The following is a 20,103-nucleotide window of genomic DNA, read 5'->3' on the forward strand; positions in this document are numbered from 1 at the left end:
TCTCCATTACTCAAATACATTCAGTGACAAACACCATTTATCGGACCACTCGGGCTTATACTCAGCGCTGGCGTCAAGTTTGCGCGAACCGCCTCGTTGCGCGAACTTCGACCAACCATCAATCACATCATTTTTTATCTGCAAGCGTTCATCAAGAATGTAGCCAGCGCGAACCTTGTCAATTTTTTTACCGTTCGTATCAATTTCATCCGTAATCAACCGCAAATAGCGCTTGCCGTACTCTTCAAAAACATCCAGCACATGGTTTATTCCACCACACAGCTCTGGATTGCGAAGCATGTCCAGGAAGGTTCGACCAATGGTGGAGACTCTAAGCGTTCTATTTTTAACGTTTTTATATGCCCCGTGATGAACCGAATTAAAACAGTGGACATCCACCCGGCCCACTTTTTTAAAACCAATGCGTTGCAGCCTGGGCATTCCACCTTCAATATAGAAATCGAACCCCTCTTTTAAATCTTTACGCATACGCTCCTGCGCATACGCCTTCCAATCTATCGAACCAGGGGATGAGACAAATAACTTAATGGGAATTCTGTCTGTTATGCCGTGGTATGACATAGCGCTTAAATGCGAGAGATAACAAAATGGGTCAATCGTGCAGGTTGCGTCTTCCGCCTCCCACCGGGTACTCCCCAGCAAAGTGTAAACGCCACTGGGCAAATCCCGCCGCTGGCTCAGCACACCCTCACCCAACAGCTGCTTCAAATATTTATTAAAATCCGCACTATCGGCATAAGGCTTATGCAAGTTAACCGGCTCACCGTCATACTTCTTCTGACAATATAAGCGGTGCACTAGCAGCCCCAGCTGGTATTTGGTTATTACCGGCGTTTCAATATTTCCAATGGATAATGTGAGTGCTTTTAAAGGTTGCATTCTATCACTTAGCTTCTGCTATATGTCCTAAGGACATATAGCAGAAGCTATATAGGTCGTCAAGAAATTTTTTAAATAATCCAGCTGCTTTCAGTACGCCTCGCCTACAAAACCCTTATAAATCATACCAGTAGCGAAGGGTTGACTTTAAAACACGCCTAGGCTACAATCCATACGTCCTTAGGACGTATGGATTGTAGCCGTGGGAACTTAAAATCGAGTTAAACTACAGAAAACAACGCCAGAGTTGGGCCAAGAATACACAGCCACCTCCCCAGTCAAACGACTACCCCAAGCTACCTCACAGCCAATACTCGCCAAATATCTTTGGCACCAAGGCATTACCTGCCCTACCTTGGCGCCGATATAGGTTGGGTCCGCAACTGTATAGTCTCCATTATCAATGATTGAGCTGGATCTGGCGGCTCTATCAAATGCAATAGCGGCCACAACGTGTTGGCTATTGCTTGTAATGGCGCGTTTGAAAACAACCTGAACAGCTGGGCAAACAAGGCCTCTTTGTCTTCGCAATCGGCCGCTGGGTAGAATAGTACCTGAGCAGGCTCCATATAAGACTCCTTGCCAGACTGCTCCTGATCCACCTCATAAGCCACTCCAAACTGCAGCAATTTTAGCAAAGCATTGGCAATTTCCCGGTCACTTTTCCCCGCCAAGAGAGGCAGCAACGCCTCCTTTGCACTTTGCGCAAGGATAGGGTCTGGGCTTGCCATAAAGTAGCTTGAGTAATCCACTTGCGGGTGGCGGCTCGAGCACTGAATACGTCGTTCATCGTACTTAAGCGTAACACCGCCCCCCCTCTTGGCCCGACCACTGAAGCGTTCGGGTAGCAATCCGGTTACTCGGCGCGAGTGTTCGACTAAGTAAAAAACTCAACGGCTTGCGATACTTGGCGTTGGGCCGACGTGGGTAGCTGTAAAAATCAAACTCACCCCTGCCTAAAGGCTCCAACGGGTAGTATTTCCAGCCGTCGATGGCAAATACTGGCGCTGGTAAACCTGAGCTTCAGAGCCAAATAGTACAATCAAAGCATCATCATCGGCGCGATCAACGCGCCCCGCCTTAGTGGCAATACCGAGCTTATTCAGCACAAACCAGGTTAATAGTGCCTGCTGGTCTTCCGTTAATTGCCGCTTGTTCGCCTCATTTCCTGCAATGCTGTGTGCCATAATGGCACACAGCATTGCTATTTGGCATTATGTGTGCCATTGTGGCACCTCGCTGCCAAAGGGGCTGTACTTCTCCATACGTCCCTTCAGCGAAATCATCAACAAAACTGGAGTACCGACCGGAATCATCGTCTTCTCGGTGAAAGTGTCGGTAGGAGAGCAATACCAATGAAGAAAACATTAAGTGGGAATCTTGAAGCCCCTGAGGCGAAGAGCACACGATTAGTCGCTCGTGTTTCGCAAACAACTCAGGATTTAATACGAAATGCGGCAGAGCTTTCGGGTGTAACAATATCACAATTTTTGATCGAGGCTGCTAGAACAAAAGCGTCCAAGATCATTAGTGAGGCACAGACGATTCAGTTATCTATGGAGGGGGCGGATAGCTTCTTTGCTGCCTTTGATAACCCGCCTGAGCCTAATGAGCGCCTAAAAGCTGCTGCTGCCCAATATTTTGAGGGCGAATATGACACAAGGAATTATCGAGCAGCTAGATAAGCAGCATAACCGCAATGAGTTTGATTGCGGTGTACCAGAATTAAACGGTTTCTTACAAAGGACCGCGAGGCGCAACGCCTCAAACCATATTTCACGCACTATGGTCATGGTCAATTCGGAAACGCCCTCAGAAATCATGGGGTTTTATATGGTGGTAATCACCTCCGTAAAGCCGCCCCCAACTCGCGCATACCGATCCTACCCAACAGATGTGCCAGGCTTACTTCTAGCTCGCCTAGCTGTAGACAAGAAGTACCAAAACAACTGTTTGGGTACCTACTTATTGATCGACGCACTGATGAAGGCCAAGAAGTCAGCCGAAATATCCGCCCCAATCGTCGGCGTCTTTGTAAATGCGAAGGACGCTAAAGTAAGAAGGTTCTACGAGACTTTTGGTTTTATGTGCGTTGAGACAGAGGGTGACCCTAATTATTTGTGGATACCTGTCGCTACGATGCACAAACTGCTGGATCAGCTCGGGCGCAGTACTTAAGCCAAAGATTTAGCTTTAAAAATACTCATATATGGGTATAATATGCAAACTAACGCTGAAAATATTCATATATGAGCACAAAGCAGGGATACCTCCCCGACCTTGGCGACCGGTTACGCAAAGCTCGCAAAACCCGCTTTCCCGGTGACACGCTGCGCGAATTCGCCCGTCGTATCGACGTTGGCCACTCCACGCTACAGCGCATGGAGGCTGGTGACCTGAGCGTAAGTCTCTCCAAGTACTATGGGGCTGCTCAAGTCCTAAAGCTGGAATCCCAGTTTACCAAGCTATTTGAGCTGAAGCCGAGTCTGTTCGATGATTAAGCGCTATGACCTCTACATAGATCTTCCTACCACTGGGTCCGTAGTGGCCGCTGAACTGGGGGTGATTGAGGAAGCCAACCGTGTGGATGTTGTGGGGGTGCGATACAGAAGCGAGTACTTGGAGCACCCTCACGCTATCGCTCTCGACCCGGCAAACATGCCACTGGATACCCTCGAATACCAGTGGGAGAGAGTCAAAGGGCTACCGGCTGTGCTCGATGACTACTTACCAGATCGCTGGGGACGCTCGGTGCTCAACAAAGTGGCGCTGTACCGGGACAAAAAGCGCCTAAACAGCAATAGCGTCATCGATACCCTTTCTCTGCTTGGCCCCAGCGTGATCGGCGCTGTGAACATCGTTCCTAAGGGGGAGCCTGGTGTCTTTGAGAGCGGCAGCTCTATTGACATGCTCGCACTGGCTGAGCAAGCGGCCCAGGATGTGGATAATCTTTCAGTAGATACGGCCACACTTAACGAAATGAGCCTGCTGCATCTCGCTAACCACGGCTCAGGCGTGGGCGGGGCTCGTCCCAAAGCCCTAGTCTACGATCAAAACGGGACATACCTTGCCAAGTTCAACCGTCATTCGGACAGCTACAACAATGCTCGCGTAGAGCTGGCATGTTTACGCATGGCCAAAGCCGCAGGCATTGATTGTTTCGACGGTACGGTTAAGCCTGGCATCAACGGTCGCGAGGTCTTACTGTTAAACCGTTTCGATGTAACAAAGGATGGCCATAGGCATCATCTAATCACCGCAAATGGCCTGCTCAAGGAGCCAGAAACCTTGGCCGATCCCGGCCAGGCCTTTCGATACGATGACATTCACGGTTTATTGCAACTCTACTCCACTCGATTTACCTATGACTGTCAACAGCTCGTCAAGGTCATGCTGTTTAACCGGGCGATTCACAACACCGACGATCACGAGCGGAATTTCTCCCTTATAAACGATGGCCAGGGTTACCGGTTGTCACCGGCATACGACATGGTTCCTACCTTCGATAGAGGTGCATATCACTTGGCTGGTTTTGGGTATTCCCTTGAGCCACCTCGCCCTACCGAGGCCTTGAAGCTAACGCGGTTATTGGGGCTGCGGAAACACGAAATTATTGAATGTGCTGAAGCCGTTATCGATGCTGTGGAGCATTGGCAGGATTACGCAGATCAAGCCGGTGTCTCCGAGGAGGAAGCCGGTGAGGTATCGCGGCTGATAAGGATTTGACTGGGGTGAGTGACGCCACAATGTGTGGAAAAATCATGCTCATGCGAACCTAGACGTCAGTCAGGCGGTGGATGTGGCCAAAATCACCAAGCCCGTTACCAGGAGAACAGACAAATAAACAGCGCCATAAGGAGATTGGATGACTAACAAGAAATCATGGGCTAGCAGAGCTTGGAGCGCCACCCAAAAAGGGGCCAAGACCACTACGCACTACACCTTACAAACAACAACCCTCGGCCAGTATGGAAACTTTAAAGATGCCCAGGAGGTCTACCAAAAAACATACGATGAAAACGTAAAGACTACCAGTGCGGCAAATAGTCAGATCAATCTCAACTCTCAACTCTCAGCTAACGGAGCAATCAGGCGAATACATTCTGGAAATTGTTGAGCTAACAGAAAAAGGGGCAGATCTTCTCAGGAAGGCATACCGTGATATACAAATGGATGTGAATATGCCTGAGCCTGAGGCCATGATGGAACGCCGGGCAGAGATTGTCGATAAAATTGAGACAGCCCATACCACGATCAGCACAGTGCTCGATGGAACCAAAGGGGCCGGGATGGGTACTGCGGCGGCTGTGGGTGCCTGGTCAGCTGTGACAACGTTTGGTGTTGCCTTGACAGGTTGAATCTACAACGGCCTTTTTTAGAATATCGCGTTCCTCCGTGACACGCATCAACTCAGCTTTAAGACGAGCGATTTCAGTCTGGTCGTCCGATGATTTGATCTGCTGGGGGGTGCCATGCATGGAGGCCTTCCAGTGGTATAAGGTTTTGGTGCAAATACCGAGTCGCTCCGCGACCTCGGCAACAGAATAGCCTCGCTCGACTACCTGCTTAACAGCCTCTTCTTTAAACTGCTGTGTGTATCGTTTTCCCTTGCTCATATGACCCTCTATTTGAGTTACATTTTAACTTTTTTGAGTGTCTAGCAAAGTCTGGGAAGTCCAACCTTCAATTAATCAAAGACTTGGTGACAAGACGAAGGCAACCTATCGCCATGCGTACGCAAGAGACAAATCGTGCAAAGGTCATGGGTAAGGTGGCCTCTCGTTCATGTATTCGGATTATAAAATCGCTTAATAAAGATATTGAGTGGGCCGAGGAAAAACTCGCTAAAGCGATAGAAGGTGAGCCGGAATGGCAGGAAAGAAAAGAGCTGCTTGAAAGCATTCCTGATGTAGGTAACGCTTTAATTAGGACACTACTAAGTGAAATGCCCGAACTAGGTACACTTAATCACAAACAGATATCCGCCCTCGCTGGGCTGGCCCCTATCAATCGCGACAGCGGAAAATCACAAGGCAAGCGACGAATACTAGGAGGCACGAATAATGTGATGACCACATTGTATATGGCCACCTTGAGCGCCACGCAATGCAACTCAGTGATTGGAAGTTTCTACAAGCACTTAGTAAAACAAGGGAAACATAAAAAGGTAGCTTTAACAGCAGCCATGAGGAGGTTCTTGACCATCATAAACGCTATGATTCGTAATGGTCAGGAGTGGGCGTATTAAATATTTTTAGCTACGGGTTGAACCTCAGTCGCTTGTTAGCTGTATGAATACAACATATAAATTAAAATAGACATACCAGCCCAGAAAAACCCAAAAAATGCGGCTATATAACCAGACCTCCCTGCAACCTTAAAACTCCAAAATGATTTGGCTAAACCGCCAACGCACATTAACACTAAGCCCAACTCTAACCAGCGATACCAAAAGATAAAAATGGAAATGACAACAAACATTAATACTGCTACAAGTGATCCAACTTTAGCCTTGTGCCATGGTGGCGTGAGGAAACTACGTTCAATATTAATAAATTCTTCAACTAAAGGGCTGATCATTTTGGGCTTAGGGAACCAAAACCAACTAGTTGAGAGACCAATAAAACCGACCATAAGAACAAACCAATCGTTTAACCATGCGCCATAAAATAGCACAAAACCAAACAATGGCCTCATGTACCAACTCCATATGCTTTTATGCCTTTCCCATAAGATATCTAACATACTTGACCCATACGGCTAACGCCCAGCGCAGGCGCAGCCAGCGCGGAGCGCATTTTGTGTTAATGTTTGAGCGCAGCGAGTAACACAAAAGGTGCGTAGCGTTGGCTGTCGCTCTKCCGCGGATTGTTAAGCGGTGCCTGCTCGATACTTGTTCGAAAGGGTGCCAATAACGGCGCAACAAACACCACAAAATGCACCAATACTTCCGTAGTAAAGCCCCGCATCAGAGAAATTAATGCTACCTGAAACAAGGGCCATTGTTATACCAGTATATGCACCAAGCAGACCTATAAATGCACCCGCAAATCCGAATTTTCGACCTCGCTCGTTAGCTGCTATTGAATTGACTGATACCTGGTCTATATCAAGTTCGAAGGCTTTGATTTCAAATGCTGAGGCCAAGGCCTTTTTCGATTCTTGAGAACAGCGCCCCTCATTTTCTATTCTTTGGACAGTACGAAGGCTAAGTCCTGAGACAGAGGAAAGCTGTTCTTGCGACCATGCACGTTCATTGCGAAGTTTTTTAATTAACTTTGTATTTATCATCTGATCCATTCTTTAGCTCCTATTGATGATTAGTGGAAATCAATCATCGTTAGAAGCCTTTAATTTAGCTACGACAGCAGTACGCCAAGGTTACGACAGATATGCGCCAAGCCGCTTAACACCTCATTAAGAGGCAAAAGATAGTTGGTTAAAATAAGCGAGGCACTAGCAAAAACCAACTGTTTTTTTGTCCTGCTTTAAGGACTTGTTATATTGCCGTGAAACAAATACCAAATAGATAATTAACTGGACTTGTAATCAGAGTTTAAAACTTTAGTTTCTTTGAGTTTATCCACCTTTTTCATTGTTATAATGGCTAAAGTAAAACCAGAAATCCCCATTGACACTCCAATCAGCTCAAATACAAAACCTAAATCTTCCATGATGTTATCCCTCTATACTAATGTGCATTAGTTATAATTAAGCTCTAAACCATTTTGGCAATATAACAGTGTATTAGACAGAATTTCGGTTATACAACATGAATTTACGCCTCTTTTTATCCATTATTTCGCCAAATCTTTATCAAATTCAATGCATTAAGACATCTTTTTGTGCATCTTATCACTGTTAAAAAGAAGCCATTTTGTTTAATGAGACCCATCGGAGGTCTTTTATTCACTCAACACAATAGAATAACTTATTATATTTCAAAGAGTTAAAAAATAGGACAAATATTAAAAGAGCCTCTTGTAATCCCCCCATTTTAAACCGCCGTTAAAAGTAGAGGGTTATGCGGCCTGTAGTAGCCACCGTGGCGGGACACCTCCGATTGAGGTATTCGGCCGCTTATTGTTGTACTGCCATTGTCACTGAGTCGCAAGCTCTTGTGCGTGTTCGATGCTAGCAAAGCCTTGCAGATCGAGCCACTCGTGCCGGGCCGTACGGTTAAAACGTTCAACATAGGCATTCTGAGCGGGCTTGCCTGGTTGAATATAAGCAGTGTAATCTGATGTTGATTAGCCCAGTTAACCACAGCCCCAGAAATATACTCTGACCCATTATCACAGCGCAGAGCAGCGGGCTTTCCTCGCCACTCCATCACTTGCTCCAACGCCCGAATCACTCGAAGCGACGGCATTGATAAGTCAACATCAATCGTCAGGCACTCACGATTATAATCGTCAATTACATTGAATGTGCGCAAGCTCCTGCCATCGCTCAGGCTGTCCGACATGAAATCCATGGACCACACGTGGTTGATGGCGGTAGGAAGGCTCAGCGCATCAGGCTTGTCACGCTTAATCATGCGTCTAGGCTTAATGCGTAAATTAAGCTCCAGATCACGATAGATACGATACACGCGTTTGTGATTCCAGCCATAACCCTTCACATTGCGAAGGTACAGAAAACACAGCCCCACCGCTTGTAGGTCTCCGTTAAACGCAACAACCAGTCAGCTATTAACGCATTCTCACCGCCGAGCTTTGGTCGATAGCGGTAACAGCTCTCACTGATGCCATAAGTGACACAGGCAAGTCGAATACTGATGCCGTGCCTCTCGATCACGCGTTGCGCCATCTCTTTACGTTGAGATGGCTTTACAGCTTTCCCTCAAGGGCTTCCGGTCGTAGCTCGGCCTTAAGGCGCTCTTCGGCGTACATCTTCTTGAGCCGGCGATTCTCGTACTCTAGCTCCTTGAGACGCTTCATCATCGACGCGTCCATACCGCCGAACTTAGACCGCCACTTGTAGAACCGGGCCGTGCTCACGGCATAAATCCGGAACGGACACTCCGTTCTCATTCTGCTTCAATATTGCCAGTATCGCCCATCGCTGTAACATGACGTTCCCTTAGAAAACTCCTTGATCCTATTTTAATGGAATTTTCTACTGATAGCCGCTGTGGATTATTCGGGGGATTACATGTTGTAGATCAAGGGTGAGTGGCCCGCTCACCCTTGGGATGCCCCCCGGGTTGTGAGCATCCCAAGGCGGAAAGTGCCCCAGAGTCAGGCCGATCGAGATCTCTTTATGAGTTAGGTTTTATTAGACCACTACATTGAGATTAGGAGTAGTGTAATCCAATGTAATAGCTAATTCAGCTTATAAGCCTGAAGCTGTTTCTCGGTAATGTTGAGCATTACACCTTTAATCCAATCTATTTTCAAATGTATCTTTATGAGGGACCTGAAATGCAATTAATAGATCATCAAAACCAAACCCCCAAAGATGTTTGCCTAGATATTACAGGTCGTTTAAATCAACGTTGGAATCTTGATTTGATCGCCATTCTTTCAAATGAAGCAATGAGCGAAAGCGACCGACTGAAAAAGCTGAGGGCGGTAATGTTGGAGGCTGCTATATCAGAGCTTGACCAATTAAGTTCTGATTCTGGGCATAAAATCATAGATAAAGAAAACGATACGCTAATTAATCAAATTCTAGCACAAGAAGATATCGAGATTGAGCCCAATGTCAGCGTCACCAGAAATAACTACGACATTATTAGGAGCTATGAAGGGCAGAAAGTCTACGACTATGTTTTTACGCTGAGCAAACGACTTGAATCAATGGCAAACGCTACGACACCTGGGCAATTAGCCGTAGAAACGGTTGCAAGCTCGTTGTTTACAGTGGGAACTGCTTGGGGAAAACTGACATGGAATGCATGGCGCGGAGGTCAAACTCTACTTCAAGCAACGCGTACCGGTATCACTTCTCTTGGCATGAAAACTGCAATCACTGTCATAATTATCGTTCTTGCTGCCGTTTTATTGTACTTGTTTCTACAAAACCCAAAGAAAATTCTTGGCGTTATTTACAATGATACAGATGACATGCTCGAAGTAAAAAACTGGAACAAAAGTTCCGGAAATCTTCACATGGAACATGGGGAAATGAAAAACTTCATGTCTGACTATTCGACTGGCGATCTAGACTCACCCAAAATTCAGATCAGAAGCCGTAATTCTTTTGGAGCCAACGACCCAGATGATGTAATTTGGGGCGGGCTTTACTTTGCAGATCGAAATTTTGGATTGCGAGGTTCCGAAGGTGTGATCGTATTTAGCTCTACAACTAGCTCTTTGATGTTTGCCCATCAGTTTGCGGTCCCATATGTCAACGACAACGGAACCTTCATGCAGATTCTCGATAGTCAACCGAATGACCTAAGTCGTCTTTTTCGAGAGATGTATGACAAGCGCCAAACTCGCTTCGATCAATCGTCGAGCGGTATACGCATGACCTCTACTGTCAACGATCCAAGGGGCGGTGTTGTCGCCGCTATTGGTACCATTAGTACACCCTGAAGCGATACCTAAATCACAGGCCCTCATAATCGGCTGTGTAAAGGACTAAGAAACCAAGCATATCTGCCCAAAACATGGAGCTAGATTGTAATCCCCCCAATAATTCTAATTTATTTCTTTTAAGTTGGGGGGATTACAACCTCACATAGTATTTCTATTGGCTTCCAAAGCTTAGCTTTGATATTTCACAATATATAGAACAAAAATCTGAGAATTAGTCAGTTCTATTAAGTACTCTACAGCTCCTCAACAAGCAACACCCAATCACGCCCATCATTCACCGGTGGCAAGCCTACCTCGACCAAATCAGACCCTTGCACAGACTCCACCGAGCCAAGCTGTAACCCGCCGCCGTGTTGTGGATCAAACCACGTTAACTCATAGCGGTGCGGCCCTGGAAGCTTTATCACCCCGGTACGCCCCTCGGGCAAATAAAGCGAGTAGAGCTCACCCTCTTTAGCAAAACAATAACTGTCGCTGCGATCAATAACTCCGCTGGTGCACGGCATCATCTCCCAATAGGGCAAATAGGCGGTAAAAAAGTCCAGCGCGTGCCGTGTTTGCGCCCACAAATTGTGACGTGTACGAAAATTCTCTACCGACAAATCATTTGATGGGAAGCGCGCGCCAAAATACCATTCAACACCCGCCCCGCCGCCCAACAAATGCCCCCATAGCGCGTGGCGTCGCAAGCTGGTATGCGTGCCGGCATAAGAATCGGGTATAGCACCAGTGTGCCACTCGCCAATTTCATCCATAGTAATAACCCATGGCACGCCAGCACTGTTAGACAATTCGCGCCACTTGCGCGTCTCACTGTTTACCGTCGCGCGGTTGGATACCTGAAATGACAGCCCTTTCAGTGCTTGCAACCCTAACAGCGGCCCGACAACCTCGTCTTTCTCAACCGCAAGCGAGTGGGTGTGTAAAAACACTGGGTGCTGATAAGGATCGTTCGCACTAAAAAATGCAGCCATTGCTCGCCGCTGGGCATCGTTTTGACCTTCGGGGCTCCAGTGAACCGGCCCGTTCTCTTCGCCTAAGTTCCACACCAAACCGGGGTTGTGTGCATAGCGGGCGATTAATTCACTGTAATATAAAGACCGCAGCGGGCCAGTATCGCCGTTATCCAACAACAGCTCGTTTTCAGTCTCCTGCGTCACGATATGCAGCAGAATACCTTTAGCTTGCATATGCTCAAAAAGGATATTCCACTGCTCCAATTTACTCACATCAAAGCGCGTAAACTCATCGGGCTGAGTGTAGGGCCACACATCTTTTCCGTCGCCCTTCAGATTTAACGTCAAAAAGTAAGCCGCATTTACGCCCTCCGAGGCTAAATAGTTCATCGCCCCCACAATTGCCTTGCCTTTACCGTCGCCCCACGTCGGGTCACCCGGAAGCCAGTCTTTTTTGTGGGGGCCGTAGCTGTGAATGGCTTTGTCAGGCGCCGCCTCGCCGCTACGAGCTTCGTTATTTAATCTACGTGTATTATCAAAATCGACATAAGCCAACAGGTTTTCCGGGCTGTTGGTACCACCTTTCAGCCAATGATCACCCGATTGTTTAAAGGTAAAGTATCCATCTTGAGTGTGCAGTAAGCCGGCCTCTGGAGCGCGAAAGTCCGGTGCCTTTTTGTTTGACTCAAGCACCTCAAAGCGGCCACTTTCCGAGCTAATCGCGACACTTTTACCCAGTAGCGGGTCGCGCTCAAGCGCGATATTACTGCCCTGCTTTAGGCTCGCACTATATTCCCACGTACCCGTCGTCTCTGGGCTAAAGCGCACTTGCCACACATTACCTGCACTCGCGCCGGTATTTGCCGCATTACCATCGGCCGCATAAAAGCCCCGCACTAAATGGCGCTTATCACCGGAACGAAACTCAACCAGAAGACGATAATCGGTAAACGGGTTTACATTAGCACTCTCTTTGGTGTCAGGGCCCTCAAAGCTCAGCGTCATGCTGTGATGTTGCATTGACTGCATCTTTTGGCTTTGCTCTGGCTCAGTTTCGGACACAGGCTTAATAGCAGTACCAACACGTGCCACCGCGTCATCTGATGGAGGTAATTTAAAACGCTCAATACTGCTTAATTCTGGTTCACCGCCACGTTTACCGCAGCCCGACGCCAAGTAAGCGTAGCCATCGATAATCACAAAGGCAGTGCCGTGACGCCCCCGCGCGAGCGAAGGCCACGTGCTCCAGGAGCTGGTATTGGTGTTAAGAGCCTCTACATCATTGTGAGCTGGGACTTGAGTATCACTCTCGCCTCCGCCCACTATCAATCGGTCCCGCCAGGTCATCACCATCGACCCAGAGCGCCCTGTAGGTAGCTCCATACTGGCATCAGTCGGTAGCCATCTACCTGTCGAAAAATTAAAAATATCGCCAAACAACTGTGACGGACCAAAGTTATTACCAACCGCATGATTCGACTGTCGACCGCCAAACGCATATAGCTTATCGCCGATTACTGCTGCCGAGAAATGATCACGTTTATGCGGTGCGTTGGGCAGTACACGCCACTCACCTGTACGTGGATCGTACTCATCAAGCCAATTGACATAACCATTCATATGGCCATTGATAATACCGCCTACGATATAGATTTTATTGTTGTAAACCACCACACCCGCACCGCCTCGCTGACGGTCCGCCGGGATATCGTGCAACACTTCAAAGCGGTCCTCGGTAGGCACATAAGCCATCACCTTGGATAACGGTTTTTCATTGGGCCAACCACCCGTCATTGCTCCCAACAAATAGATTTTTTCTCCCAACGTCACCGCCTGAAAATGATGAATCTCTATGGGTGGTTTAGCTTTAGCCTCCCACCGATTCGTCGCTGGGTCATATACATCGGTCGGGTTGATACGTCGCCCGCCAAGTAAGTAAAGCTTACCCCCAAACGCCACTGCCGACGCCTCATGCCGTGCCGTTGGGACGCCCTCGGCATCTAATACTTGCCAACCTCTCGAGTCTAAGGCGCTGCTATCAGCGGCGGCGAGGGTATGGCAGGACAACAACGCAATCAATATCGAAAACGGAAAATATAGAAAACAACGAATATTATTCATGGGCATCAATCTGTTTTTAAAAATTAATTTGAATTTTAGCAAAGGATAACAAAATACCATTCAGCATGGCGCAGGAAATTTTCAGGTACAGTCAATATAAGTAAAGAATAGCCAATAGACTAGGATAAATTATTTGATCATATGTTCGAGGTCACATAGTAACTAAGCCATACAGTTCGTATCCTTGTAAGCTCCTCATTCTATGCCCTGCTCCTGCATAATTTTAACGATGAAGTTAACGGAGCATTTGTGGCCAAGCGCATTAAGCTCCTGCGCTATCCTAGGAGCGCCGTAATCAGCTTCAAAGGTATCTTTAACCAATGAGGTTACCTGTTCTTTGCGGGCCTCACGCTTGCTTTCTGGAGCATATCGACAGCGACAGAAGCCAGAACGATGAACGCCCAGCACCTCGCACATCAAGCTGATGCTGTATTGGCCCACGTGATCGAGGATTAGCGCGCACTTCACTCTTGGTCTTTCGCGAAGTACGCCGAAACCTTTTTTAAGAATTCCATCCCCTCTTTCAGGCGTTTGTTCTCGCGCTTGAGTTTACGAAGCTCTTCGCTTTCTTGTTTCGAGTAATCCACGCCATCTACGGAATTGAACTGCTTATACGACAATCGGTTGAACTGCCTTTTCCAGTTCAAGATCTTTTGAGCGCTGATGCCCAGCTCTTTGGCTATTTGGGCTTGAATGACCCCTGACTTCTCAGATCGTTTAATGGCCTCTTTGCGAAATTCTTCAGTGTAGTTCTGGTGCTTTTTACGTGTGATTTTGTACACCTCCATATAGAGTCAATATAAATATACAGGGTGTCTACTTTTCATGAGTAACTTGGGCGAAGAGGGTAGGTCTATCTACATTATGATATGATTAAGTGTATTAATATGAATCATGTATTTTCGTTTAACGTGAACTTATAATTTCATAATCAAGCAAAAAATGTGAATGTAGAGGCAGCCTATCAACAGCGAGATCAATATTTGACTTTAAATCATCGAATGCTTTTTGTAAGTGTTCTTTTTGTACTAGTTGCCCCATTTTGTGAAACCCCTCTATCTTCAACCCTTGGCCTAGGAGTACTTGATTCCACGAATCAACTCCAAATAAATCCATGTCGTTTTTGATCGCAATTGATGTTTTTTTGTATAACTCCACCCTATGTTTAAGCGTATCAGGAATTTTCATGGCAGCAGCTTGTTTCCAGAATCTCTCTGGCCGTTTTGTAAGCTTATAATGTAAAATAAGAAAATCTTTTACACTATTAAATTCTCCGTCAATATAAGTATTAAACTGTTTTTGAAGGCAGGCGTCCATACCCCCGAAGGGAAACATTTTCACTAAACGCATCGCTGTAATTTGACTAAGATGAATGCTAGTAGACTCTAGAGGCTCAAGGAATCCACTAGAAAGTCCGATAGAAACACAATTCTTTTTCCATATCTTTTCTCTTTTTCCGGTAGTAAACTCATGAAATCTCGATTCTGAAGTTGCATCTTCTTCTAGATTGCGCATAAGTAATTGATGCGCCTCATCATCAGAGATGTATTCACTGCAAAAAACTAAACCATTTCCTACTCTATTTTGTAGAGGTATTCTCCATTGCCATCCTGCTCCATGAGCAATTGATTTTGTATATGGAGGAATATCTTGTATAGCGCTAGTTTGCACCGACCAAGCTCTATCCATAGGCAACCAATGTGACCAATCTTCAAAATTCACACCTAATGCCTTGTTAATTAAGAGTCCCTTAAATCCCGTACAGTCAATAAACAAATCACCTGAAACTATTGTTCCATTATTAAGTAAAAGATGGCGTATGTAACCCGTTGTGTCGTTTAGCTCTACCTTTTCAATTGTTCCTTCTATTCTTTCAACTCCTCTAAGTTGGCTAAATTTTTTTAGGAAGGATGAGTATAAATTTGCATCTAAATGATATGCATAGTTAATACTTGTGTCGATTTTAGTTGAAAATTTCCCGGCCTTTGCAGCTTGATACTCAAACGAATAATCGTGAAATTCTCCGCATAGACCAGACAAATAAGCATGCTGCCAAAGGTGCTGAAAGTCACCCATCCAAGTTGAACGACCAATCTTACCAAAGGCATGAAAGTAGCGTTCACCTATATCTCCCCAGTTGATAAAATCTATTCCTAGTTTAAATGTCGCCTGAGTCTCTCGCATAAACTCTTGCTCATCAATCCCAATAAGACGATGAAACGCTCTATGAGTAGGTATGGTTGACTCGCCAACACCAACAGTTGGTATTTCCGCAGATTCAACAAGGGTGATATCAATCAAACTTCCCAATTGACTCGACAAAGTCGCGGCTGCAATCCATCCAGCTGTACCGCCACCGGCAATGACCACTTTTTGAACTGGTTCCATTTCTGAATCCTTTAAAGTGAGTTTAGAATAAGTAGCTAATAGGAATTAACTGTTAATCTTCTTATTATTTTTTACAACACGCGAGAAATTGATTTAACTAATTACTGAAATAATCACATATGAGGTAGTAAATGCCGCCTGACTTCACTGCTGTCATCGGATACATGATATTAAAACAGCCCTTGCCATGCATTATTGTTATTCATGGGGCTGTCACGGAGAACCATATTTTAAAATAACATTGTGTTCATCGGGGCATCAGTAAAATCAGGTTTCAAGTCCTACAAATAATTAATCCCTACATTAAAACTCTCTATATGACAAAGACCTTCGATAATTTTCATAGAAGAAAATAAACCGCCTTAATAGGCGGTTTATTGGTCCAACAGCTATAACTTGTATCTAGCTCCTAGGTAATAACGTGCTGCGTTTTCTCGCAGAAAATGTAGGTCTGTATTCGAACGAGAAAACGAGCGAGAGTCTTCTTCAGTTAGGTTAATTCCATCGAAAGACAATGAAAAATTATCATTAATAGAGTAACTTATGTTGAAGTCTAATTGGCCGTATTCCTCGATAAAAATAGGGTTGTTGAATCCACTACCATCATTCGACGATGCAAGAAACTCGTCTCTCCAGTTATAGGAAAGGTGGCTTGAGAAATCATAATTTTCGTAAATTATGGTGAGGTTTGCTGTGTCACTTAAGCCTGGTAGAGCAAATTGTGATACGTCAGGTGCACCGGATACATCATATTCTACGTCACCGTCAACAAGGGTATAACTACCAGCGACGCCAAAACCAGTGTCACCGAAAAAATGCTGGGCCTGTAGTTCCATACCATTTATTTCGGCTGTTTCATTGTTTATCGGCTGGMTCAGTGCAAAACTGAACAGTGGATCATTACTGTTTGCAACCACCTCAAAACCACCTTCTAATCGGTCATACTCCGCCTCATCAATATTACCATCAGGTCCCTGATTATTAACAAACATTGCCTTTGCGTCAGCCATGGATCCTAATTGATCGACATAAACCGTTGCGGCAAATAGATTGTCTTCATTAGCTAAAACACCTAAGCTATCTAATATATCTAACGCCGCTCCCGAACGTGTCCCAGCAGCGCCTGAGGTAGCATCGCGTAAGCCAAATAAACTACCATTAATTGTTTCTCGACCCACGAAATTTCGTACTCTCTTAGAGAATAAACCAGCCGAGACATAACTAGTTTCATCAAAGTACCATTCAAACGATATATCATAATTATCTGATTCTAGCGGTTGAAGCCCTGGATTACCTTTGGAACCTGTTACAATATTGCCTAATGCGGTAGGTCCGGATGGTGTGTTAGCCTCATCACTCGCATATAGGTTGTTGTAAGTGGCCCTCGCGAGGGTCTTACTGTAAGAAGCTCGAACTTTTATTTCTTCGGTTAAATCAACCGAAAGATCAATATTGGGAAGTACATTGTCATATGACGAGTTTGAGGAATAGCCTGTTCCGGCTGCAGCTGCAGCGCTTGCGAAATCATTGTTTCCCTGCCAAATAATAGCCGATGTAGGAGATGACTCAGTCCTCGCCGTTACCTCCGTTTTCTCATATCTAAGGCCAATATTTAGGTGGGCATTCAGACCGCCGATTTCAAACATATTCGTCAGTTGGATGAATGTCGACATTACATCTTCTTCAATGATATCTAATGCGCTATCTGTTGTAGTCAAAGATCGAGATGGGGCTCCAGAGTAACCAGCGTCATAAGCAGGAGATAGTGCCGAAAAAATATCTTCGGCATTGCCACGTATTGCGTAAACATCACTATTTGGAGATCCGCCGACAGTAGTTGTTCCTCCTCCTAGGGTATATCCGTCGAATTTACACGACAAACAGAATGTTGAAAGTACTCCTGGAGCTAGATCTTCTACGTCCCCAGGAAACTCAGACCCCCAATTCCCAAGTATTTGTTGATAGCTGTTTCTATTAGCTGTATTAGTTTGACTTCGGTAATTTGTGCCAACCGTTAAAGTAGCCCCATCATCTAGCTCCCAGTCAGCACGAAAGTCATACTGATCTATTTCATTGAGCTGGGAGACTTTACGGATTCCATTGGCTACTTGACTAGCCACGATTTCAGGCTGCATTACAGTAGTACCGGACAATGTTTCAACTGTTCGAATTGGAATATCACCACTATAGTCAACAGCATGAGATACGGAGTCTGTACCAGATATACCATATTTATGGTCCAGACCTACGTTAGTCTCCGTATAACCCATTGGTGTGTTTGGTGTCACCTCTGCTTCTGATGAATGTCCATCGAAAGTTAACGTGAGAGTTTCATCCACATTATATTCAATATTAAGTCCTAATGAATTCAATTCATCTTTGGTAGCTCTCAATATCTGTGGTAATGCTCCCCCTTTGTTGCTAGCGTTTTCTTTCAGGTAAATTGCGGTTGGAACAGGACTGTCATCAAAAATAACCTCTGTAAAAGGTCGATTAAACCAATTACTGAACTCTACTTTTTCCTCTTTTCCTTCATTTACAGCATAGGTATAATCTGTGGTCAAAGATATTTTGTCAGTAGGGGAAAATTGTAAGACTAACTGACCGTTAGCACGCTCTCTTTCAAATTCCGAAAATTGATAGCGACTATCTCTAGGTAGTGTGACATATTGGCCTGGGTCGGCAGGGGCATTTTCTATATGCGTGCTCTCTGTGGTAAGCCCTAAGAACTCAGAATAAGGAATAACATTCCAAGAGGAAGATGTAGCTCCTGCTGCGGAACTATCACGATTAGACATGCTACCAAAAAAACTAACACCAAAAGTACTATCATCGTTAGCCCAACTAAATGAACCTCCAACCTCAGGAGTGGTGCTGCTTCCCCCATCGACTGATGTATCATGAATGGCTTTAGCGCTTAAAGTGGCTTGAATCCCAGGCGTACTCAAGGGGCGATTTGTAACAACATTGACCGTCGCACCAATTCCACCTGAAGAAATATCGGCTCTACCTGTTTTAAATACTTCTAATTTTTGGACGCCATCAGGGGAGAGGTTAGAAAAATCAAATGCTCGGCCCGAAGCGCCTGAAGCATTTCCACTATTACCTGCCCCTACAATTGGAACATTTGCCGTTGGCATTGTTCGTCCATTTAGAGTGACTTGATTAAAGTCAGCCCCAAATCCACGAACGGTTATTTGGGACCCCTCCCCGTTAACGCGATCAATTGAAACACCCGGAATACGTTGAAGTGATTCAGCTAAATTTGTCGCCGGAAATTTGCCGATATCTTCCGCGGAGATGGCATCTACTACGCCTTCAGAATCGCGTTTTATGTCCATGGATCTGAGTAAACTTCCTCGAATACCTGTAACGACGACTTCAGCTAGGGCATCACCCTGTACCTCTTGAGCAGTGCTGGGCATCACTACTGCTGTACCCAAAAGCAAGGAAATCGTATTTGCGAGTAATGATTTATTAAGCTTATTATGATTTTTCATATGGCTCCCATCTAATGTTTCTACCGTCAATTAATTCAAACGTTATACTTATTGAGCAACAATGATCACTTTACGTATACATTAAAATGAATCAGTGCATATCCTAAGGGTACTTGGCAGGCGTGTCAATGGCGAGAATTGTATTCACCATGTTTGTGAAATGCCCAATACAAACCAGCTTTGGGCTCAGTCACTCACTTCCAAATAACATACAACAGGGAGTAAAAAGGTGGCGTGTGAGGGAGCTAGAAAGATTGATCAGTACGGGGAGGGGTGTTATCTACGAGCAAAGCCAGTCCGCAATCCTAATTGTATGTTCAGTGTGTAAACACTCACTGCGACGCTATTTTGTATTTACGCTATCACCGTGGCACTGGTTCTTCGTGCAAAGCGCAGCTTCTCCAATTAACAGGCTAGAAAGTGAAATTGATTACTCGCAGTGGAGTGTAATCCCCCCACTTTTAAACCGCCGTTAAAAGTAGAGGGTTATGCGGCCTGTAGTAGCCACCGTGGCGGGACACCTCCGATTGAGGTATTCGGCCGCTTATTGTTGTACTGCCATTATCACTGAGTCGCAAGCTCTTGTGCGTGTTCAATGCTAGCAAAGCCTTGCAGATCGAGCCACTCGTGCCGGGCCGTACGGTTAAAACGTTCAACATAGGCATTCTGAGCGGGCTTGCCTGGTTGAAT

At 45.6% G+C, this 20,103-nt stretch carries 16 protein-coding genes and 3 pseudogenes; 6 read left to right on the top strand and 13 right to left on the bottom strand.

From position 1 onward, the window contains the following. Positions 1–6: 6 nt before the first annotated feature. The 3 genes from SD69_RS17625 to SD69_RS17635 form a co-directional block, all read right to left on the bottom strand. Positions 7–900: a type IV toxin-antitoxin system AbiEi family antitoxin domain-containing protein gene (locus SD69_RS17625; protein ID WP_041525009.1), complete on the bottom strand. Its 894-nt coding sequence runs from the start codon at positions 898–900 to the stop codon at positions 7–9. 350 nt (positions 901–1,250) lie between these two features. Next, positions 1,251–1,631: a hypothetical protein gene (locus SD69_RS17630; RefSeq protein WP_041525010.1), complete on the bottom strand. Its 381-nt coding sequence runs from the start codon at positions 1,629–1,631 to the stop codon at positions 1,251–1,253. A 225-nt stretch (positions 1,632–1,856) separates the two neighbouring features. Then, positions 1,857–2,087, bottom strand: coding sequence for a hypothetical protein (locus tag SD69_RS17635; protein ID WP_157471832.1), 231 nt, complete (start codon positions 2,085–2,087; stop codon positions 1,857–1,859). A gap of 168 nt (positions 2,088–2,255) precedes the next feature. Here SD69_RS17635 and SD69_RS17640 point away from each other — a divergent pair, with 168 nt between their 5' ends. From SD69_RS17640 to SD69_RS17655, 4 genes are all read left to right on the top strand, one after another. Further along, a complete protein-coding gene (locus tag SD69_RS17640; protein WP_052481430.1) occupies positions 2,256–2,585 on the top strand; it encodes a type II toxin-antitoxin system TacA family antitoxin in 330 nt (109 codons plus the stop codon). Beyond that, positions 2,554–3,078, top strand: coding sequence for a GNAT family N-acetyltransferase (locus SD69_RS17645; RefSeq protein ID WP_041525012.1), 525 nt, complete (start codon positions 2,554–2,556; stop codon positions 3,076–3,078). The genes SD69_RS17640 and SD69_RS17645 overlap by 32 nt, the downstream gene beginning before the upstream one ends. A gap of 71 nt (positions 3,079–3,149) precedes the next feature. Beyond that, entirely contained in the window at positions 3,150–3,401 is a 252-nt protein-coding gene (locus SD69_RS17650; protein WP_041525013.1) for a helix-turn-helix domain-containing protein, read from the top strand. Further along, positions 3,394–4,626 (top strand): type II toxin-antitoxin system HipA family toxin, encoded by a 1,233-nt coding sequence (locus SD69_RS17655; RefSeq protein WP_041525014.1) that lies wholly within the window; start codon positions 3,394–3,396, stop codon positions 4,624–4,626. Before SD69_RS17650 ends, SD69_RS17655 begins: the two co-directional genes overlap by 8 nt. Positions 4,627–5,270: 644 nt before the next feature. Here SD69_RS17655 and SD69_RS17665 read toward each other — a convergent pair. Beyond that, positions 5,271–5,516, bottom strand: a pseudogene (locus SD69_RS17665) (transposase); the annotation flags it as partial. Positions 5,517–5,629: 113 nt separating this feature from the next. Here SD69_RS17665 and SD69_RS17670 point away from each other — a divergent pair. After that, the gene (locus SD69_RS17670; protein ID WP_052481432.1) at positions 5,630–6,148 is read left to right on the top strand and encodes an IS110 family transposase; all 519 of its coding nucleotides are present in this window, start codon (positions 5,630–5,632) and stop codon (positions 6,146–6,148) included. Between the two features lie 35 nt (positions 6,149–6,183). On the opposite strand, the gene SD69_RS17675 is transcribed toward SD69_RS17670, so the two are convergent. The 4 genes and pseudogenes from SD69_RS17675 to SD69_RS17685 all read right to left on the bottom strand — a co-directional run bounded on the left by SD69_RS17675 (position 6,184) and on the right by SD69_RS17685 (position 8,976). Next, positions 6,184–6,645, bottom strand: coding sequence for a hypothetical protein (locus SD69_RS17675; protein WP_157471834.1), 462 nt, complete (start codon positions 6,643–6,645; stop codon positions 6,184–6,186). Positions 6,646–6,771: 126 nt separating this feature from the next. Then, the gene (locus SD69_RS17680) at positions 6,772–7,200 is read right to left on the bottom strand and encodes a helix-turn-helix transcriptional regulator (protein WP_041525018.1); all 429 of its coding nucleotides are present in this window, start codon (positions 7,198–7,200) and stop codon (positions 6,772–6,774) included. Positions 7,201–7,433: 233 nt separating this feature from the next. Then, positions 7,434–7,574: a hypothetical protein gene (locus SD69_RS18990; protein WP_198144161.1), complete on the bottom strand. Its 141-nt coding sequence runs from the start codon at positions 7,572–7,574 to the stop codon at positions 7,434–7,436. 348 nt (positions 7,575–7,922) lie between these two features. Beyond that, positions 7,923–8,976, bottom strand: a pseudogene (locus SD69_RS17685) (IS3 family transposase). A 350-nt stretch (positions 8,977–9,326) separates the two neighbouring features. Between SD69_RS17685 and SD69_RS17695 the strand changes: the two are divergent. Next, entirely contained in the window at positions 9,327–10,445 is a 1,119-nt protein-coding gene (locus SD69_RS17695) for a hypothetical protein (RefSeq protein WP_041525019.1), read from the top strand. A 236-nt stretch (positions 10,446–10,681) separates the two neighbouring features. Here the strand turns inward: SD69_RS17695 and SD69_RS18995 are convergent, their stop codons facing one another. The 5 genes and pseudogenes from SD69_RS18995 to SD69_RS19255 form a co-directional block, all read right to left on the bottom strand. Then, on the bottom strand, positions 10,682–13,525 hold the full coding sequence (locus tag SD69_RS18995) for a Kelch repeat-containing protein (RefSeq protein ID WP_198144162.1): 2,844 nt from the start codon (positions 13,523–13,525) through the stop codon (positions 10,682–10,684). Positions 13,526–13,989: 464 nt separating this feature from the next. Then, entirely contained in the window at positions 13,990–14,313 is a 324-nt protein-coding gene (locus SD69_RS17710; RefSeq protein WP_041525021.1) for a transposase, read from the bottom strand. Positions 14,314–14,431: 118 nt separating this feature from the next. Further along, positions 14,432–15,913: a tryptophan halogenase family protein gene (locus tag SD69_RS17715; RefSeq protein WP_041525022.1), complete on the bottom strand. Its 1,482-nt coding sequence runs from the start codon at positions 15,911–15,913 to the stop codon at positions 14,432–14,434. 389 nt (positions 15,914–16,302) lie between these two features. After that, positions 16,303–19,413, bottom strand: coding sequence for a TonB-dependent receptor (locus tag SD69_RS17720; protein ID WP_041525023.1), 3,111 nt, complete (start codon positions 19,411–19,413; stop codon positions 16,303–16,305). 486 nt (positions 19,414–19,899) lie between these two features. Beyond that, positions 19,900–20,103 (bottom strand): annotated as a pseudogene (locus SD69_RS19255) (integrase core domain-containing protein); the annotation flags it as partial.

Source organism: Gilvimarinus agarilyticus, assembly GCF_000832015.1.
Taxonomy (GTDB): domain Bacteria; phylum Pseudomonadota; class Gammaproteobacteria; order Pseudomonadales; family Cellvibrionaceae; genus Gilvimarinus; species Gilvimarinus agarilyticus.

Bases quoted from the DNA above. Each gene is read 5' to 3' on its own strand.
- SD69_RS18995 (WP_198144162.1), bottom strand. From the start codon at position 13,525: ATGAATAATATTCGTTGTTTTCTATATTTTCCGTTTTCGATATTGATT.
- SD69_RS17625 (WP_041525009.1), bottom strand. From the start codon at position 900: ATGCAACCTTTAAAAGCACTCACATTATCCATTGGAAATATTGAAACG.
- SD69_RS17670 (WP_052481432.1), top strand. From the start codon at position 5,630: ATGCGTACGCAAGAGACAAATCGTGCAAAGGTCATGGGTAAGGTGGCC.
- SD69_RS17680 (WP_041525018.1), bottom strand. From the start codon at position 7,200: ATGGATCAGATGATAAATACAAAGTTAATTAAAAAACTTCGCAATGAA.
- SD69_RS17675 (WP_157471834.1), bottom strand. From the start codon at position 6,645: ATGTTAGATATCTTATGGGAAAGGCATAAAAGCATATGGAGTTGGTAC.
- SD69_RS17655 (WP_041525014.1), top strand. From the start codon at position 3,394: ATGATTAAGCGCTATGACCTCTACATAGATCTTCCTACCACTGGGTCC.
- SD69_RS17715 (WP_041525022.1), bottom strand. From the start codon at position 15,913: ATGGAACCAGTTCAAAAAGTGGTCATTGCCGGTGGCGGTACAGCTGGA.
- SD69_RS17630 (WP_041525010.1), bottom strand. From the start codon at position 1,631: ATGGCAAGCCCAGACCCTATCCTTGCGCAAAGTGCAAAGGAGGCGTTG.
- SD69_RS17650 (WP_041525013.1), top strand. From the start codon at position 3,150: ATGAGCACAAAGCAGGGATACCTCCCCGACCTTGGCGACCGGTTACGC.
- SD69_RS17695 (WP_041525019.1), top strand. From the start codon at position 9,327: ATGCAATTAATAGATCATCAAAACCAAACCCCCAAAGATGTTTGCCTA.
- SD69_RS17640 (WP_052481430.1), top strand. From the start codon at position 2,256: ATGAAGAAAACATTAAGTGGGAATCTTGAAGCCCCTGAGGCGAAGAGC.
- SD69_RS17635 (WP_157471832.1), bottom strand. From the start codon at position 2,087: ATGGCACACAGCATTGCAGGAAATGAGGCGAACAAGCGGCAATTAACG.
- SD69_RS17645 (WP_041525012.1), top strand. From the start codon at position 2,554: ATGACACAAGGAATTATCGAGCAGCTAGATAAGCAGCATAACCGCAAT.
- SD69_RS18990 (WP_198144161.1), bottom strand. From the start codon at position 7,574: ATGGAAGATTTAGGTTTTGTATTTGAGCTGATTGGAGTGTCAATGGGG.
- SD69_RS17710 (WP_041525021.1), bottom strand. From the start codon at position 14,313: ATGGAGGTGTACAAAATCACACGTAAAAAGCACCAGAACTACACTGAA.